Consider the following 15,691-nt stretch of genomic DNA (forward strand, 5'->3'; position numbering starts at 1 on the left):
TGCACCGCATGCCGCGCCGCCTGGTCGGCGCCTCCCTCACCCTGGCCGCCGTGCTCGCGGCCGCCGGCTGTTCCGGCGGCACTGCCGAGCCGGCCGACGGCGCAGCAGCCGCCGAGGGCGGGTGGGAGTTCACCGACGACCTCGGCAACACCGTCGAGCTCGACGCGCCGCCGGAGCGCGTCGCCGGGCTCAACGACCTGGTGGCCTCGCTGTGGAACTACGGGGTCGAGCCGGTCGCCAGCTTCGGCCAGACCTCGGCGGCCGACGACGTCGCGTTCGAGGGCAGGGACCTCGGCGACCTGGAGATCGTCGGCGAGAGCTACGGGCAGATCGACCTCGAGCGGCTGGCCGCGGCCGACCCCGACGTCATCGTCACCTCGGTCTACCCGACCGACTCCTCCGGGACGCTGGACGCCAGCCAGCCGCTCTACGGCTTCGAGAGCCTCCAGCAGCAGGAGCAGGTCGCGCAGATCGCGCCGATCGTCGCGATCGCCTACCGCGGCTCGGCCGCCGACGTCATCGAGCGGACCGTCGGGCTCGCCGAGTCCCTCGGCGCCGACAGCGAGCTGATCGCCTCGGCCCGGGAAGACTACGAGGCCGCCGCGGCCGAGCTCTCCGCGGCCGGCGAGCGCGGGATCACCGTGCTGCCGGTGTACGCCACCGCCTCCGACGGCTGGTGGATGGGCAAGGCCGCCGACGACCCGTCGCTGCGCCTCTACTCCGACCTGGGCGTGGACTTCGTCGACCCGGGCGGCGACGGCTACTTCTGGGAGACCGTCAGCTGGGAGCAGGTTCCCCAGTACCCGAGCGACGTCATCCTCTACTCGCTGCGCGGCGGGGAGACGCCCGAGCAGATGCGCGCCCAGCCGACGTACACGCTGCTGCCGGCGGTGCAGGCCGGCCAGGAGTATCCGTGGAAGTACATCGGCATGGACCACGTCGCCCAGGCCGCCTACATGTCGGAGCTGGCCGGCTGGCTCGAGGAGGCCCAGAAGGTCACCTGAGGCGTGAGCGGAGTCGCTCGGTGACGGAAACCGTCACCGAGCGACTCCGCTCAGGCGGGGGCGACCGTCTCGGGGACCGGGGCCGGCCGGATCGCCGCCCGGCGCGCGGTCTGCGCCAGGCCGATCCCCACGAGGACGACGACGCCGCCGAGCACCTGCCAGCCGGAGAGCACCTGCTCCACCCAGAGCCAGGCGACGACCGAGGCGAGCACCGGCTCGACCGTGGCCACCAGCCCGGCCGTCGTCGGCGGCAGGTGGCGCAGGGCCGCGATGGAGAGCCAGAACGGCACCACCGCCCCGAGGACGACGATCCAGCAGACCAGCGCCCACAGCGGCAGCTGCAGCGAACCCAGGGACACCGGCACGGAGGCGCCGAGCAGCGCCGGGTCGAACGGCCACCAGGGCGCGGCGACGGCCCAGAACAGCGCGGCCGCGACGAAGCTCCAGCAGGTCAGCGCCACCGGGTCGCGGGTGGTCGCACCCCGCTCCCCCAGCAGGTAGTAGGTCGCCAGGCACAGTGCCGCGCCGAAGGCCGCGACCACGCCCACGGCGTCGAGCCCACCGCCGCCGGTCCACACCTCGGCCACGAACGTCAGCCCCGACAACGAGAGCAGCAGCGCCGCCCACAGCCGCCTGCGCACCCGCTCGCCGCGCACCAGCCACACCCAGAGCGCGATGAACACCGGCGCGGTCATCTCGAAGACCAGCGCGATGCCGACCGGCAGCCGACCGATCGCGACGTAGTACAGGCACTGGGTGAGCGCGACACCGACCACGCCGAACGCGGCGAGGAACGGCACCTCCCGCCAGGACAGCCGCAACCGCTCCGGGGCGACGACGGCCAGGGCGGCGAGCAGCGCGACGGCCGCCCCGCCGCAGCGCAGCGCGGTCAGCCAGGGGGCCGGGATGCCGGCCTGCAGGGCCAGCGTGGAGACCGTGCCGTTGACCGCGAAGAACCCCGCAGCGGCGACGGTGAGGGCATAGCCGAGCGGGGGCCGGGACACGCGGCCGAATGTAGCGACCGTGATGCCCCGAGCCCCCTACCGGGGGGTCACTGCACGGCGGTGGGGTCCATCCACACGGCCTCCCAGACGTTGCCGTCCGGGTCGGTGAAGCTGACGCCGTACATGAACCCGTGGTCCTGCGCCGGCATCCACGGCTTGCCGCCGGAGGTCAGCGCCCGCTCGAGCAGGTCGTCGACCTCCTGCCGGCTGCCGGCCGACAGCGCGTTGAGGACCGTGGTCGACTGCGCCGGGTCCCCCATCCGGCCCGCGTCCGGGACGAAGTCGGCGAACCGGTCCCGGGTCTGCAGCAGTACCACGATGTTCTCCTCGACGACGAACGAGGCGGTCCGCTCGTCGGAGAACTGCTCGTTCTGGACGAACCCCAGCCCGCGGTAGAAGGCCTCGGCCGCGGCCAGGTCGGTCACCGGCAGGTTCACGGAGATCATGCGCACGGGAACTCCCGTCGTCGGGAGGGCCCGGTCGGCCTCGTCGCAGGGAGGACGGGACCGACCGGCCGAACTCATCGCCCGCCGCGCTCCGGGACCGGCGAGCCGACGTCGCGCACCGTCCGGTCGCCGGAGGACGCGCGGCGCTCCGCGGCCGGCAGCGGGGTGGTGCCGGTGGCCGTGTCGGGCACGCCGTCGCCGTCGGCGTCCGGCGCCGGCTCCACCACCAGCACGAAGTCCTCGCCGTGCCGGGTGATCCCCTCGACGACGGCCTGCTCCATCGCCTCGGCGGCGACCGTGCGGCGCAGCACCAGCGGGTCGGAGCGCACGTCCTTGGCCAGGGACACCGCCAGGCCGACCATCACTACGGCGAACGGCAGCGCGGCGATGATCGTGAGGTTCTGCAGACCGGTCAGCGCCGCGTCGCCGCCGACCAGCAGCATGATCGCGGCCACCGCGCCCATGACCACGCCCCAGAACACCACCGTCGCCCGGCTCGGCTCGATCGTGCCGCGTTCGGACAGCGAGCCCATGACGATCGAGGCGGCGTCGGCGCCGGACACGAAGAAGATGGCCACGAGGGTCATCACCAGCACGGTCATGACCGTGGCCAGCGGGTACTGCGCGAGGACGGCGAACAGCTGCCCCTCGGTGGTCGCCTCCCCGGCGATGTCGGCCCCGGCGCGCTGGGCGGCGATCCCCGCCCCGCCGAAGACGGCGAACCAGACGAGGCTGACCACGCTGGGCACCAGCAGCACGCCGGTGACGAACTGCCGGATGGTGCGCCCGCGGCTGATCCGGGCGATGAACAGGCCCACGAACGGGGTCCAGGAGATCCACCAGGCCCAGTAGAAGACCGTCCAGCCGCGCAGCCACTCGGCGATGGGGTCGCCGCCGCTGGCCTCGGTGCGAGCGGCCATCTCGCCCAGGTCGGCGAAGTAGGTGCCGACCGCGGTCGGCACCAGGTTGAGGATGAACACCGTCGGGCCGACGACGAACACGAACACCGCCAGGACGACGGCGAGCACCATGTTGATGTTGGCCAGCCACTGGATGCCCCGGGCGATGCCGGAGACGGCGGAGGCGACGAACGCCACGGTGAGGACGGCGATGATCAGCACCACCAGACCGTTGCCGAGGTCCCCCGCCCAGCCGAGGATCTCCAGACCGCTGCCGATCTGCAGGGCCCCCAGGCCCAGCGAGGCCGCCGAGCCGAACAGGGTCGCGAAGATCGCCAGGACGTCGATGACCTTCCCCGCCGGCCCCTCGGTGCGGCGCCTGCCGAACAGCGGCGCGAAGGCCGAGCTGATCAGCTGCCGCCGGCCGCGGCGGAAGGTGCCGTAGGCCAGCGCCAGGCCCACCACCGCGTAGATCGCCCAGGGGTGCAGGGTCCAGTGGAACAGCGTCGTCGCCATGGCGGTCTCGACGGCGTCGAAGCTCTCGGGCTCGGCCGTGCGCGGCGGCGGCGAGACGTAGTGGGACAGCGGCTCCGCGACGCCGAAGAACATCAGCCCGATGCCCATGCCGGCGCTGAACATCATCGCCACCCAGGACACGGTCCGGAACTCCGGCGCCTCGTCGTCCCGGCCCAGCGGGATCCGGCCGTACTTCCCGGCCGCCAACCAGATGACGTAGACGACGAAGGCCGAGGCCAGCACGACGAACAGCCAGCCGAGGTTGGTCTCGACCCACTCCAGCGCGGTACCGCTGGTCGCTCCGAGGTTCTGCGGCAAGAGGAAGCCCCAGGCGACGAAGGCCAGGGCGACGACGGCGGCGACGCCGAAGACGACGCGGTCGAGTGATCCTCCCCGGTCGGCCGGGAGGGGCGGTGGCGGCGCGACGGCCGGGTGGGCCCCGCTGTCGGTGGGCGTGGGTCGTGCAGGGGTTCTCGTCACGGTTGTGTGCGGCGCCGGTGCCGGCGCTCCTCCCTCTCGATCGACGACGGACGCCGCCGGCGCACCGGGCCCCGACGGCAACCCCTCCACCGTCCGGAGATCGGCACGCGGATGCAAACCGCCGTGACCTGGGCGAGACCGCCCCGGCGGGGCGGCGCGGGCGGTGTGCCCGCCCCGCGACCCGGGCACACAGCGGAGGCGAGGTGTGCGCCCCGACCGGGACCGGCGGCGCCGCGACATGGGGGAGGACGAGACCGTGACCGAGCCGCGTCCGCCCTGGTCAGCGCGCCGCCGCAAGCTCCTGCTGTGGCTGGCCGTGGGGATCGTCCTCGGCGGGCTCGGCGCCGTCGGCCTGCCCGCCGAATGGGGGGTGACGGCGGCCTTCCTCGCCGCCCTCTTCGGCTTCCTCCTGGTGGTTGCCCTGGTGGTGTTCATCACCGTCCCGGGGCCGGACACCCTGGGCACGCTGCTGCGCACCTCGCCCCTCGCGGGCGCGGTGCTCGTCGTCGCCGTGCTCCTCGTGATGGCGAACCCGGCCGGGTCGCTGCGCTGGCTGTGGGTGATGGCCGCGGTCGCCGCCGCGGGGTGGACGGCGTTCGCCGTGTGGGAGGCCCGCCGCTCCGGCGGCTGACCGCGGCGGCAGACTGCGCCCCATGACCGCAGCTCGCCCCGTCGGCCTGCCCACGGCCCTCTACCTGCCGGACGGCGACGGGTTCGTCGCCACCGACCTGACCATCGGGCCGTGGGATCCGGGGCTGCAGCACGCCGGGCCGGTCGCGGCGCTGCTCGCCCGGGGGGCCGAGCGGGTGACGGCGATCCCGGACGGGCAGACGGTGCGGCTGGCCTACGACATCCTCGGGCCGGTGCCGGTCGGTCCGGTGCGGGTCGACGCCCGGCTGCTGCGGCCCGGACGGCGGATCGAACTGGTGGAGGCGGTGCTCACCGCGGGCGGCTCCCCCGTCGACCGCGAGCGGCCGCTGATGCGGCTCACCGCCTGGCGGATGCGCACCTCCGCGGTCGAGGGGACGGCGGACGCGGGGGTGCCGCTGCCCGGCCCGGAAGAGAGTTGCCCGGAGACGGCGGCCTTCTTCACCACCGACGTGGCCTACCACCGGGCGCTGGAGTGGCGGTTCGCGCACGGCTCGTTCAACGCGCCGGGGCCGGCCGCCGCCTGGACCCGGCCGCTCTGCGCCCTGGTGGACGGCGAGCCGATGAGCCCCCTGCAGCACCTGCTGGTGATGACCGACGCGGCCAGCGGCATCTCCGCCGTCCTGGACTGGCACCGGGCGACCTTCGCCAACGTCGACCTCACCGTCGCGCTGGTGCGCCCTCCGGCCGGCGAGTGGCTCGGCCTGGACGCCGCCACCACGGTGGGGCCGGCCGGGGCCGGGCAGTGCTTCGCCGACCTGTACGACGCCACCGGCCGGATCGGCCGCTCCGCGCAGGCGCTGTTCGTCGAGGCGCGCTGACGACGTCGGCACGGGTCGGCGCCGCCGTCGTCCGCCGAGGAGTCTGGGAGGCTGGCACCCGATGGAACCACTGGACACACTGCTGACCTGGCTCGCCGGGCGCGGGCTGGAGATCGTCCTCACCATCCTGGGGTCGGTCCTGCTGGCCCGGTTCGTCGCCTGGGTCGGCGAGAAGATCACCGACAGCATCGACGCGCGCGCGACCGGCGGCGACGCCCTGGTCCGCTCCGAGGCCGCCAAGCACCGGCACTCGCTGACCCAGGTGATCACCTGGACGCTGATCGTGCTGATCTACGCGGTCGCGGTCTTCGCCGTCCTCGACCGGGCCGGCATCCCGATCAGCGGGCTCGTGGCGCCGGCGACCGTCCTCGGCGTCGGCCTCGGCTTCGGCGCCCAGCGGATCGTCGGGGACGTGCTGGCCGGCTTCTTCATCATCACCGAGCGGCAGTACGGCTTCGGTGACGTCGTGGCCATCCAGGTGGTCGGCGGCGGCGACGAGGCCACCGGGACCATCGAGGACGTCACGCTGCGGGTCACCCGGCTGCGCTCGCCCGACGGCGAGGTGGTCACGCTGCCGAACGGGCAGATCGTGAAGGTCACCAACCTCTCCCGCGACTGGGCGCGCGCCGTCGTCGACGTCCCGGTCCCGACGGCGATGGACGTCAGCCGGGTCAACGACATCCTCCGCGAGGTCGGCGCCGAGGCCTTCCGCGATCCGCGGCTGCACCCGCTGCTGCTCGACCCGCCGAGCGTCATGGGGGTGGAGACGATCGACCTCGAGCAGGTCAACGTCCGGATGGTGGCGCGCACGCTGCCCGGCAAGCAGTTCGAGGTGGGCCGCGACCTGCGCGCCCGCGTCGTCCTGGCGTTCCGCCGCGAGGGCCTCAGCATGCCCGCGCCGCCGGCGCCCGCGCCCGGCGACCTGTCCCCGGCCTCCGCGGACGGTGCCCGGTGACCGTCCCCGAGACGAACGGCCCCGGTCAGCCGACCCGCCGGCTGCCCGGCCAACCCTCCGTCAGCACCGCCCCGCCGCCGTCCGGGCCACGGCGCTGGTGGTCGACGGTGCCGCACCACCTCGGCCGCGCCCGCACCTCGACCGTCGTCCTCGTGCTGCTGTTCGTCGGGCTCTTCACGCTGTACCTCTACGTCCGCCCGCCGTCGGAGGGCGCCGCCGGGGGGCTACCGGATCCCGCCACCAGCGTGACGACGCCGGTGACCACGCCCTCCGCGGAGCCGACGGACACCACCGAGCCCACCCCGGCCGACCCGACGACGACGTCCCCGGAACGCACGCCCACGCCGAACGCGACGACGGTGCCCCCGCCACAGGAGGGCCCGACCGGGGAGGAGACGCCGGCGGAGTCGGCCGAGCCGACCCCGACCACCGCCGGGGAGGAGCCGACGACACAGGCGCCGCAGACCGCCGCGCCGACGACGACCGGCTCGCCGGGCACCTGACGCCGCTGCCCTCCCTCCCTACGCTGCGCCGGTGCCCTTCCTCACCGTTCCCACCCGGTTCTGCGGCCCGCCGGGCGCGGCCAACGGCGGCTACCTCGCCGGGACGCTGGCCGCGCTCGTCGACGCCCCGGGGGTGAGCGTCCGGCTGCGCCGGCCGGTGCCGTTGGACCGCCCGCTCGAGCTGCGGAGCGACGGGGTGGTCGAGCTGTACGCCGGTGACGAGCTGCTGGCCCGGGCGGAGCCGGCCGAGCTCGACCTGGCGGTGCCGGAGCCCCCGTCGCCGGAGCAGGCGGCGGCCGCTGTCGCCGCGCTGCCGCCCTGGGACGACCACCCCTATCCGCGCTGCTGGGGCTGCGGTACGGAGCGGTCGGCGGACGACGGCCTGCGCACCCGGGTCGGCCCGCTCCCCGGCCGGCCGGAGGTGTGGGCCGGGGTGTGGCGGCCGGCCGCCGGGCTCCCGTCGTCCGACGGCGCCGCCGCACCCGGAACGGTGTGGGCGGCGCTGGACTGCCCGTCCTACATGCCGCTGCTGGGCCGGACCTGCGGCCGGAACGTGCTCGGCACGATCACCGCGCGCCAGGACCATCCCGTGCGCCTCGGTGCCGACCACGTGCTGCTGGCCTGGGTGCTGGAGCGGGACGGCCGGCGGTCGACGACGGCGTCCGCGCTGGTGGGGCCGGACGGGAAGGTGGCCGCGCGGGCGCGGACGATCTGGTTCGCACTGCCGCCGTCGGGCGGATGAGGGCGCCACGGCCCCGTCCCGAGGCTCACCCCGAGCCTGCGAGGGGTGCGGAGGACGGGGTTCTTCCACGGTGAGGAGGACGCCGGTCCTTCTCAGTCCATCGCGTCGCCGGGGGTCTGCCCTGCCGGCGGCAGCGGGCGGCGGACGACCGGGCGCACCTTGCGGGCACTGGCCAGCCGCTCGGTGTAGCTGGCCGCGTTGCCGCGGATGTGCAGCAGGTCGTCGTCGGTCGCCTGGCGGATCACCTTGGCCGGGACGCCGGCGACCAGGGAACCCGGTGGCACCTGCGTGCCCTGGGTGACCACCGCACCGGCGGCGACGATCGACCCGGAGCCGATGTGCGCGCCGTTCATGACCACGCTGCCCATGCCGACCAGGACGTCGTCGTCGATGCGGGCGCCGTGCAGGACCACCCGGTGCCCGACGGTGACACCGCGGCCGACGACGAGCGGGAAACCGGGGTCGGAGTGCAGGGTGGAGCCGTCCTGGACGTTCGAGTCCTCGCCGATCTCGATGACCTCGGAGTCGGCCCGCGCGACGGCGCCGTACCAGATGCTGGATCGCGCGGCCATCGTCACGGCCCCGACCACGACCGCCGTCGGGGCGACGAACGCTTCGCCGTCGATCTGCGGGGACCCGAACGGCAACTCGGCGATGTAGTTCTCGGCCACGGACGTCAGCACAGCACAGCGCCGCCGCGGGCGCAGCGGTCCCCGGCGCGGCAGTCGGTCGGCCGGGTGCCGCCACGCGCGCAGGAACTCCTGGGTACCGAGCGCGTCGAGCATGTCCCGGACGTGCTGGAGCTGGTCGCCGGGCACGAGCGGGTCCCCGGCCGGGAGGCGGAGCACCTCCGTGCCGTCGCGCCGCCGGCGGACCACCACGTCGCTCATCGAGGGGCCCGGGAAGAGCCTCCAGCTCAGCTCGGCGACGAAGGCGGCCAGCAACCGGGCGCTGCGCACCGGCCGGCCACCGGGGCGTGGCTCGAGGTCGGCGACGAAGACCGCTGCCCCGGACGTCGTCCTGCTGCCGCTCCACGGGCCCAGCCTGGCGCACCGACGCCGGTCAGTTCCCGTCCGGGGAGAAGTCGTCCTCGATCCGGCAGCCGAACAGCGCGGCGATGCGGAAGGCGCGCGGGAGGCTGGGGTCGAACCGACCCTTCTCCAGGGAGATGACCGTCTGCCGGAAGACCCCCAGCTCGTCGGGGAGCCGGCCCTGCGACCAGCCGCGGGCCTGCCGCCGCTCGGCCAGGTCGTTGCGCACCGGCGCGACCGCGGCGGGCGCAGGCTGCTCAGAGGAGGCGGCGGGCCCCGGCGTACTCGTCCATGTCCACGCTGGTCACCGCGACCGGCTGGCTGAACGTCCGGGCGTGCACCATCTTCCCGTTCCCGACGTAGATGCCGACGTGGTACACGGGCGAGCCGAAGAACACGAGGTCACCGGGCTGCAGCTCGCTGCGGGACACGGCCACGCCCATCCGCGACTGGGCGCGGCTGGAGTGCGGCAGGGATACGCCGGCGGCCCGGTACGCGAAGCTGGTCAGCCCGGAGCAGTCGAAGCCGCCCGGCTCGGAGCCACCCCACACGTACGCCGTGCCGATCTGCGCGAGCGCGGCCTCGAGGACCGCCCCGACGTCCCCGCTGGGCGCGGCGGCCACGACCGCCGCCGTATCCGGCGCGGCCAGCGACGGCCCGGCGACAGCGGTGGTGACGGCGGCCTGCGCGGCCGCCGTGAGGTCGGCGAAGTCGGCCTCGTACTGCTGCTGACGGACCTGCACCTCGGCCCGCTGGCGTTCGAGCTCGGCGAGCGACGCGGTGGCCTGCGCGGTGGCGGCGTCGGCGTCGGCACGGGCCTGGTCGGCCGCGCGCTGAGCGACCGAGACCTCGGCCAGCAGCCCCTCGGTGTGGGCGGCGATGAGGTCGAGCGTGGTCATCTGCTGGACGACGTCGGCCGCCGAGTCGGAGGTGAGGAAGGCGGCCATCCGGGACTGCGACGTAGCCGCGCTCTGGGCGATGGCACGCAGCTGTGGCGCGTAGCCGGCGAGGACGGCCTCGGCCTGGGCGGCGGCCGCCGCGGCGGCGGCCGCGGCCTCCTGGTGCGCGGCGACGGTCAGCTGGGCCTCGTGGACCTGCTCGTCGAGGGCGGCCACCTGCCGGGCGGCCTCGGCGACCAGCCGCGCGGCGTCGTCCGCGGTCGCCGGGGTGGCGGCCGCCTGGGCCGGTGCCAGCAGTACGGCGGCGGCCACTGCGACGGAGAGGGAGGCCCCGGTGAACGTGGTGCCGGACCAGCCTCGGCCCGTCGTCCGGTTGCGCCGCATGCCGGCCCCCTCTCGCCGCGCCCCACCCCGAGAAGTGGGCGGTGTTCCGAGCGCGTGCACGCACGGTAAGGACGCCGTGTCACGGTGTAGGGAGCGGCGCGCGGGGTCCGGGCCGCCGGGAGCAGCTCACTGGTCACACGCGCCCCAGCGACCTCGTGGGTAGCGGAGAGGGGCCGGCCGGCGTCGGGGGCCTCGGCCACCGGCGGCGAGGGAGGGCAGAGGCCGACCGTGCGCGGTCGGGTGCGAGGGGAACCGGCCGGTCGGTTCCGGCGCCGGTCACGAAGGAGTGGACGGCCCTGCCAGCGGGGTCGACGACGTGGTCGCGGCGCGGCCGGGTCCACGGCAGGCGCGCCGACGCCGGTGGCGGTCTCCAGGGCCTGGTCGGTGGCCGGCCGCACCGAGGGGTACCGGGCCGACGCGCGTCAGCCGGGCAGCCCGCTGGCCGACCACATGTCGCGCTGGGCGCCGACGAGCGCACCGGTACCCCACGGGTGCTTGCGCACGAGCGGGCGTGCGGACCACGACAGGCGGCGGGCGGCCCCGTCCAGAGGCTCGCCGCGAGCCTGCGAGCGGCGAGGAGGACGGGGTCCTTATCCGAGCGGTGGGCAGGACGGAGTCCTCCCACTCCTCGCCGAGCGCCACGGCCGCGGTGCCGGTCAGACCGACCGAACCGACCGGGGCGCCCGGCGGCGGGTGGAGGTCGGCCGGCTCAGCCGGCCAGGGGCTCCGGGGCGTCGAGACCGGCGACCAGCTGCAGGTCGCGGAGGACGGCGCTGAGCTCGTCCGCCGTCCACGGCTCGCAGCAGTCGCAACCGCCGTCGCGGTAGCTCACCAGGCCGAGCCGGCCCTCGGCCTGGTCCTCGGCGATGGCCAGGCTCCCGGCCGCGGGGTGGCGATGGCAGGCGCAGGCGGAGACGCACAACCCCAGGCCCCACCCGGACACGACCATCGTGTGCCCGTCGTCCCAGACGTTGCCGACCTGGAACACCGACGGCTTCTGACTCCTGGTCACGGGAGCCCTCCCCTCACCGGCCCCGGTGGCGCGCCGGAGCCCGTCTGCGGTCGGATGGAGGAGACTCCACCCGATTCACGTTTCGGCAGGTGTGCGAGGTGGTAAAGCCAAAAGTTCCCGGCCGACCACCTGCAACACCCACCGTAGGGGTGTGTGCGCGCAACGTCACGGTCACCATGCGCCAAGGGTGTGACGGACCGGTTGTCACACCCTGGCCGTCTCGGCGCCTGTCGTCGGCGTGGCGGAGGGCACGTCCCGGCCGTGGAGCGGCGGAGCCGTGGTCATCCCCGGACGACGGAGAGAGCCTGGCTCCCCACGTGAGCGCGCGGGGACGTCAGCTGGCGGGGCTGAGCGAGCTCATGTTGAAGTCCGGCACCCGCAGGGCCGGCATGGCGGCCCGGGTGAACCAGTCGCTCCACTCGCGCGGCAGCGTGCGCTCGGCGCGACCGGCCTGGGTGACCCGGCCGAGCAGGTCGATCGGCGACTCGTTGAACCGGAAGTTGTTCACCGCGCCGGTGACCTCCCCGCCCTCGACGAGGAAGACGCCGTCCCGGGTCAGCCCCGTGAGCAGCAGCGTCTGCGGGTCGACCTCACGGATGTACCAGAGCGTGGTGAGCAGCAGCCCGCGCTCGGTCGCCCCGACCATCTCGTCCAGGTCCGCGGTCGCCCCGGGCTGCTCGAGGACAAGATTGTCGACGGCGGCGGTGGCCGGGGCCGTGGTCTTCAGCGCCCAGGCGCGCGGCCGGATCAGGTTGGTGAGCACGCCCCCCGAGATCCAGTCGACCGCCGGAGTCGCCATCCCGTTGTCGAACACCGAGGCCGACCCCGACGAGCCGCTCACCACCTGGAACGGACAGGCCTCCAGGCCGGGCTCGAACGGATCGCTGCGCAGGGTCAGCGGGAGCGCGGCCAGCCGCTCGCCGATCCGGTTGCCGCCTCCGGGCCTGGCGTAGACGTTGCGGCCCTCGTCGGCGTCCCGGGCCTCCATCGTCCAGTGGGCGTAGATCATCAGGTCGCTGACCGCCGACGGTGGCAGCAGCGTCTCGTAGCGCCCCGCGGGCAGCTCGACCTGGCGCTGCGACCAGGCGAGCTTGCGCTGGACGTCGACGACCAGGTCGGCCACCGAGACGTCGGCGAAGTCCCGCGTGCCGACGCCGGCCCACACCGAGCGGCTCATGTCGCCGCTCTTGCCGTTGAGCTCGACCCGGCCGGTGGGCTGGTCGTGCCGCAGCCGCAGCCCGGTCGACGTTCCCAGGTAGGTGGTGGCCATGCCGTGCTCGGCGAAGCCGAAGAGCAGCTCGTCGCGGTCGCGGGCACCACCGAATGCCTCCCCGAGCGCCGGCGCGAAGTCGCGGAACACGCCGATCGAGGTCTCCGCGGGGTCGGCGTCCCAGTCGCCGGCGCCCGGCGGCGCCTCGCTGACCAGGGGCACCGCGTCCTCGGCGGGGCCGGCGTCCCGGGCGGCCTGCTCGCTGGCGGCCACCAGCTCCTCGACGTCCGGGTTGCCGGTACGGGCGACCGTGCCGGTCGCCATCCCGGCGCCGCCGTCGACGAAGGAGACGACGACGACCTGCCGGGAGCGCATGGAGCCGTTGGTGGTCAGGCTGTTCCTCGCCCAGCGGAGGTTGGCCGCCGAGCTCTCCACGACGAAGGCGACCTGTCCGTCGGCGGTGGAGGCGGCCAGCGCCTTCTCGACGACGTCCTGCGGGCGTGACCAGCTGCTCATCGCCCGGCCTCCTGCACGGTGTTGAGGACGTTCACGTTTTCGAACAGGGCCACCGGGCAGCCGTGGCTGACCGGGGCGACCTGCCCGGGCTGGGCCTTGCCGCAGTTGAATGCGCCGCCGAGCACGTAGGTCTGCGGGCCGCCGACCGCGGCCATCGAGCCCCAGAAGTCCGTCGTCGTCGCCTGGTAGGCCACGTCGCGCAGCTGCCCGGCGAGCTTCCCGCCCTCGATCCGGTAGAAGCGCTGGCCGGTGAACTGGAAGTTGTAGCGCTGCATGTCGATCGACCAGCTCTTGTCGCCGACGACGTAGATGCCGCGCTCCACGCCGGCGATGACCTCCGCGGTCGAGGGGCCGTCCGGCGCGGGCTGCAGCGAGACGTTCGCCATGCGCTGCACCGGCACGTGCTGCGGGGAGTCGGCGAAGGCGCATCCGTTCGACCGGGGCAGGCCCCGGAGCCGGGCCATGTTGCGGTCGACCTGGTAGCCGACCAGCACACCGTCCTTGACGATGTCCCAGCGCTGCCCGGCGACGCCCTCGTCGTCCCACCCGATCGTGGACAGCCCGTGCGGCGCGGTGCGGTCGCCGGTGACGTTCATCAGCGGCGAGCCGTACTGCAGCGTGCCGAGCTTGTCGACGGTGGCGAACGAGGTGCCGGCGTAGGCGGCCTCGTAGCCCAGCGCCCGGTCCAGCTCGGTGGCGTGGCCGACCGACTCGTGGATGGTCAGCCAGAGGTTCGACGGGTCGACGACGAGGTCGTAGCGGCCGGCCTCGACCGACGGCGCCTTGGTCTTCTCCATGAGCAGCGAGGGAATCTCGGCGATCTCGGCGCGCCAGTCCCAGCCGGTGCCGGTGAGGTACTCCCAGCCGCGGCCGGCCGGCGGAGCGAGGGTGCGCATGCTCTCGAACGCGCCGGTGGTGCGGTCGACGGTGAGCGCGGTGAGGTCGGGGTGGATGCGCACCCGCTGCTGGCGGGTGCGGGTGCCGGCGGTGTCGGCGTAGTACTTCTGCTCCTTGACCGCCTGGCAGCCGGTCTGCACGTGCTCCACGCCGTCGGCGGCCAGCAGCTGCTCGGACAGCTCGGTGAGCAGCGCGGTCTTCTCGGCGTCCGGCACCTCGAACGGGTCGACGTCGTAGTCGGACACCCAGACCGCGTCCGGGTAGACCGGCTCGGGCGCGAGCTCGACGCGGTCGCTGTTGACCGCCGCCGACACCTGAGCCACGGTGACCGCCTCCTCGGCCAGCCGGACGGCCTCCGCCGCGGTGAGGACGACGCCAGCAGCGAACCCCCAGGTGCCCTCGTACACGACACGCACGGCCAGGCCGAGGTCCTCGCCGTCGGCCAAGGACTCCAGCCGGGCGTCGCGCAGGCTGATCGACTGGGTGCGGATCCGCTCCACCCGGATGTCGGCGTGCTCGCAGCCGAGGTCGAGGGCCCGGGTGAGCGCGGCGTCGGTCAGCGCGGAGAGCGGGAGAGCGAGGAAGGACGCGTCCACGTCGCGGGAGGCAGCCACCGCCCCTGTCTACCAGCCGGGGACGACGGCTCCGCGGACAGCGCGGAGGCGATGCGGTGGGCGGTCCGGCGGGCGTCGCGGTCCACCCCGTCGACCAGCCCGGAGTTTACCCGCGTCTGCCACGGCAGCCCCATCCAGTGCAGCCCGGGCACGGGGGAGGCGCCGCGGTCGTGCCGGGGCGTGCCGTCGCCGTCCAGGGCGCCAGGGACGTCGACCCAGCCGGTGTCGGGCGCGAAGCCGGTGCACCACAGCACGCTCGCCACCTCCTCGGCGGACCCGTTCGACAGCTCCACCCGGGTGCCGGACGCCGCGACGACCCGGTGCGGCAGCACCCGGATGACCCCGCGACGGCGCAGCCGCTGGAGCTCCCGGCCGACGATCGCGTCGCCGCGGGCCCGGATGCGCCGGGACGCCCACGCGTCCCGGTCGGCGTTGAGCAGGCCGCTGACCAGCAGCCAGTCGTAGAGGCTCACCCCGAGGGTCCGTTCGGGCAGGTAGTGCGGCTCGCGGCCGGCGGCGACGGTGACGTCGTGGGTCGCGGACAGCTCGACGGCGAGCTGGGCCGCGGAGTTGCCGCCGCCGACGACGAGCACCGGCCCGGGCAGGACGTCGTCCGCCGTCCGGTAGTCGGCCGAGTGCAGCTGCGGGACGGCGAGGTCGCCCGCGGCGGCGGGCACGTGCGGACGGCGGAAGGCCCCGGAAGCGACGACCACGTGCCGGGCGCGGACCGGGCCGGCGGGCGTCTCGGCGCAGAAGGCCCGGCCGTCCCGCGTGAGACGGCGCACCGGGGTCCCCGTGCGGACCGGCAGGCCCCAGCGGCGGGCGTAGTCGCGCAGGTAGCCGGCCATCTCCTCGCGGGACGGCGTGGGCGCCGGCCCGGGCGGAAAACGCAGGCCGGGCAGCTGGGAGAACCGGCGCGGGGTGAACAGCTGCAGGGAGTCCCAGCGGTCCAGCCAGCTCTGGCCGACCTCGCCGGCCTCCAGGACGAGCACGTCGCGGACGCCGGCCCGCTGCAGGTGGTACGCCGTCCCCAGACCGGCCTGCCCGGCGCCGATCACGAGCACGTCGAGCGGTTCCGGCACCCGGCGATCCTCACCCGCCGCGTCGACT

At 74.7% G+C, this 15,691-nt stretch carries 16 protein-coding genes; 6 read left to right on the forward strand and 10 right to left on the reverse strand.

What is annotated here, in order from left to right:
• Nucleotides 1-8 precede the first annotated feature (8 nt).
• Nucleotides 9-1,004: an ABC transporter substrate-binding protein gene (locus E4P41_RS04530; RefSeq protein ID WP_135139672.1), complete on the forward strand. Its 996-nt coding sequence runs from the start codon at nucleotides 9-11 to the stop codon at nucleotides 1,002-1,004.
• Nucleotides 1,005-1,054: 50 nt separating this feature from the next.
• Here the strand turns inward: E4P41_RS04530 and E4P41_RS04535 are convergent, their stop codons facing one another.
• From E4P41_RS04535 to E4P41_RS04545, 3 genes are all read right to left on the reverse strand, one after another.
• Nucleotides 1,055-2,008: an EamA family transporter gene (locus E4P41_RS04535; RefSeq protein ID WP_135139673.1), complete on the reverse strand. Its 954-nt coding sequence runs from the start codon at nucleotides 2,006-2,008 to the stop codon at nucleotides 1,055-1,057.
• A 47-nt stretch (nucleotides 2,009-2,055) separates the two neighbouring features.
• Nucleotides 2,056-2,454, reverse strand: coding sequence for a VOC family protein (locus E4P41_RS04540; protein ID WP_245177105.1), 399 nt, complete (start codon nucleotides 2,452-2,454; stop codon nucleotides 2,056-2,058).
• Nucleotides 2,455-2,528: 74 nt separating this feature from the next.
• Nucleotides 2,529-4,349 carry a BCCT family transporter gene (locus E4P41_RS04545; RefSeq protein ID WP_135139675.1) on the reverse strand — a complete coding sequence of 607 codons (1,821 nt, stop codon included), beginning with the start codon at nucleotides 4,347-4,349 and terminating at the stop codon, nucleotides 2,529-2,531.
• A 256-nt stretch (nucleotides 4,350-4,605) separates the two neighbouring features.
• On the opposite strand from E4P41_RS04545, the gene E4P41_RS04550 reads away from it, so the two are divergent.
• The 5 genes from E4P41_RS04550 to E4P41_RS04570 all read left to right on the forward strand — a co-directional run bounded on the left by E4P41_RS04550 (nucleotide 4,606) and on the right by E4P41_RS04570 (nucleotide 8,018).
• Nucleotides 4,606-4,980 (forward strand): hypothetical protein, encoded by a 375-nt coding sequence (locus tag E4P41_RS04550; protein WP_135139676.1) that lies wholly within the window; start codon nucleotides 4,606-4,608, stop codon nucleotides 4,978-4,980.
• Between the two features lie 22 nt (nucleotides 4,981-5,002).
• Nucleotides 5,003-5,818 carry a thioesterase family protein gene (locus tag E4P41_RS04555; protein WP_135139677.1) on the forward strand — a complete coding sequence of 272 codons (816 nt, stop codon included), beginning with the start codon at nucleotides 5,003-5,005 and terminating at the stop codon, nucleotides 5,816-5,818.
• Between the two features lie 61 nt (nucleotides 5,819-5,879).
• A complete protein-coding gene (locus E4P41_RS04560; protein ID WP_135139678.1) occupies nucleotides 5,880-6,773 on the forward strand; it encodes a mechanosensitive ion channel family protein in 894 nt (297 codons plus the stop codon).
• A complete protein-coding gene (locus tag E4P41_RS04565) occupies nucleotides 6,770-7,276 on the forward strand; it encodes a hypothetical protein (protein ID WP_135139679.1) in 507 nt (168 codons plus the stop codon). Before E4P41_RS04560 ends, E4P41_RS04565 begins: the two co-directional genes overlap by 4 nt.
• A 31-nt stretch (nucleotides 7,277-7,307) precedes the next feature.
• Nucleotides 7,308-8,018, forward strand: coding sequence for a hypothetical protein (locus E4P41_RS04570; protein WP_135139680.1), 711 nt, complete (start codon nucleotides 7,308-7,310; stop codon nucleotides 8,016-8,018).
• 92 nt (nucleotides 8,019-8,110) lie between these two features.
• On the opposite strand, the gene E4P41_RS04575 is transcribed toward E4P41_RS04570, so the two are convergent.
• The 7 genes from E4P41_RS04575 to E4P41_RS04605 form a co-directional block, all read right to left on the reverse strand.
• Nucleotides 8,111-8,977: a gamma carbonic anhydrase family protein gene (locus E4P41_RS04575; RefSeq protein WP_245177106.1), complete on the reverse strand. Its 867-nt coding sequence runs from the start codon at nucleotides 8,975-8,977 to the stop codon at nucleotides 8,111-8,113.
• A 103-nt stretch (nucleotides 8,978-9,080) separates the two neighbouring features.
• Complete coding sequence (locus tag E4P41_RS04580; RefSeq protein WP_135139681.1) at nucleotides 9,081-9,278, reverse strand: helix-turn-helix transcriptional regulator; 198 nt, start codon at nucleotides 9,276-9,278, stop codon at nucleotides 9,081-9,083.
• A gap of 28 nt (nucleotides 9,279-9,306) precedes the next feature.
• Nucleotides 9,307-10,332, reverse strand: a complete 1,026-nt coding sequence (locus tag E4P41_RS04585; RefSeq protein ID WP_135139682.1) for an NlpC/P60 family protein — start codon at nucleotides 10,330-10,332, stop codon at nucleotides 9,307-9,309.
• A gap of 709 nt (nucleotides 10,333-11,041) precedes the next feature.
• Nucleotides 11,042-11,344, reverse strand: a complete 303-nt coding sequence (locus E4P41_RS04590; protein ID WP_135139683.1) for a hypothetical protein — start codon at nucleotides 11,342-11,344, stop codon at nucleotides 11,042-11,044.
• Nucleotides 11,345-11,678: 334 nt separating this feature from the next.
• Nucleotides 11,679-13,070, reverse strand: a complete 1,392-nt coding sequence (locus E4P41_RS04595) for a metallopeptidase TldD-related protein (protein WP_135139685.1) — start codon at nucleotides 13,068-13,070, stop codon at nucleotides 11,679-11,681.
• The gene (locus E4P41_RS04600) at nucleotides 13,067-14,581 is read right to left on the reverse strand and encodes a TldD/PmbA family protein (protein WP_135139686.1); all 1,515 of its coding nucleotides are present in this window, start codon (nucleotides 14,579-14,581) and stop codon (nucleotides 13,067-13,069) included. The genes E4P41_RS04595 and E4P41_RS04600 overlap by 4 nt, the downstream gene beginning before the upstream one ends.
• Nucleotides 14,524-15,663 (reverse strand): FAD-dependent oxidoreductase, encoded by a 1,140-nt coding sequence (locus E4P41_RS04605; protein WP_135139688.1) that lies wholly within the window; start codon nucleotides 15,661-15,663, stop codon nucleotides 14,524-14,526. The genes E4P41_RS04600 and E4P41_RS04605 overlap by 58 nt, the downstream gene beginning before the upstream one ends.
• Nucleotides 15,664-15,691 lie beyond the last annotated feature (28 nt).

The organism is Geodermatophilus sp. DF01-2 (genome assembly GCF_004571065.1).
Taxonomy (GTDB): domain Bacteria; phylum Actinomycetota; class Actinomycetes; order Mycobacteriales; family Geodermatophilaceae; genus Geodermatophilus.

Bases quoted from the DNA above. Each gene is read 5' to 3' on its own strand.
- E4P41_RS04585 (WP_135139682.1), bottom strand. From the start codon at position 10,332: ATGCGGCGCAACCGGACGACGGGCCGAGGCTGGTCCGGCACCACGTTC.
- E4P41_RS04555 (WP_135139677.1), top strand. From the start codon at position 5,003: ATGACCGCAGCTCGCCCCGTCGGCCTGCCCACGGCCCTCTACCTGCCG.
- E4P41_RS04560 (WP_135139678.1), top strand. From the start codon at position 5,880: ATGGAACCACTGGACACACTGCTGACCTGGCTCGCCGGGCGCGGGCTG.
- E4P41_RS04595 (WP_135139685.1), bottom strand. From the start codon at position 13,070: ATGAGCAGCTGGTCACGCCCGCAGGACGTCGTCGAGAAGGCGCTGGCC.
- E4P41_RS04540 (WP_245177105.1), bottom strand. From the start codon at position 2,454: ATGATCTCCGTGAACCTGCCGGTGACCGACCTGGCCGCGGCCGAGGCC.
- E4P41_RS04530 (WP_135139672.1), top strand. From the start codon at position 9: ATGCCGCGCCGCCTGGTCGGCGCCTCCCTCACCCTGGCCGCCGTGCTC.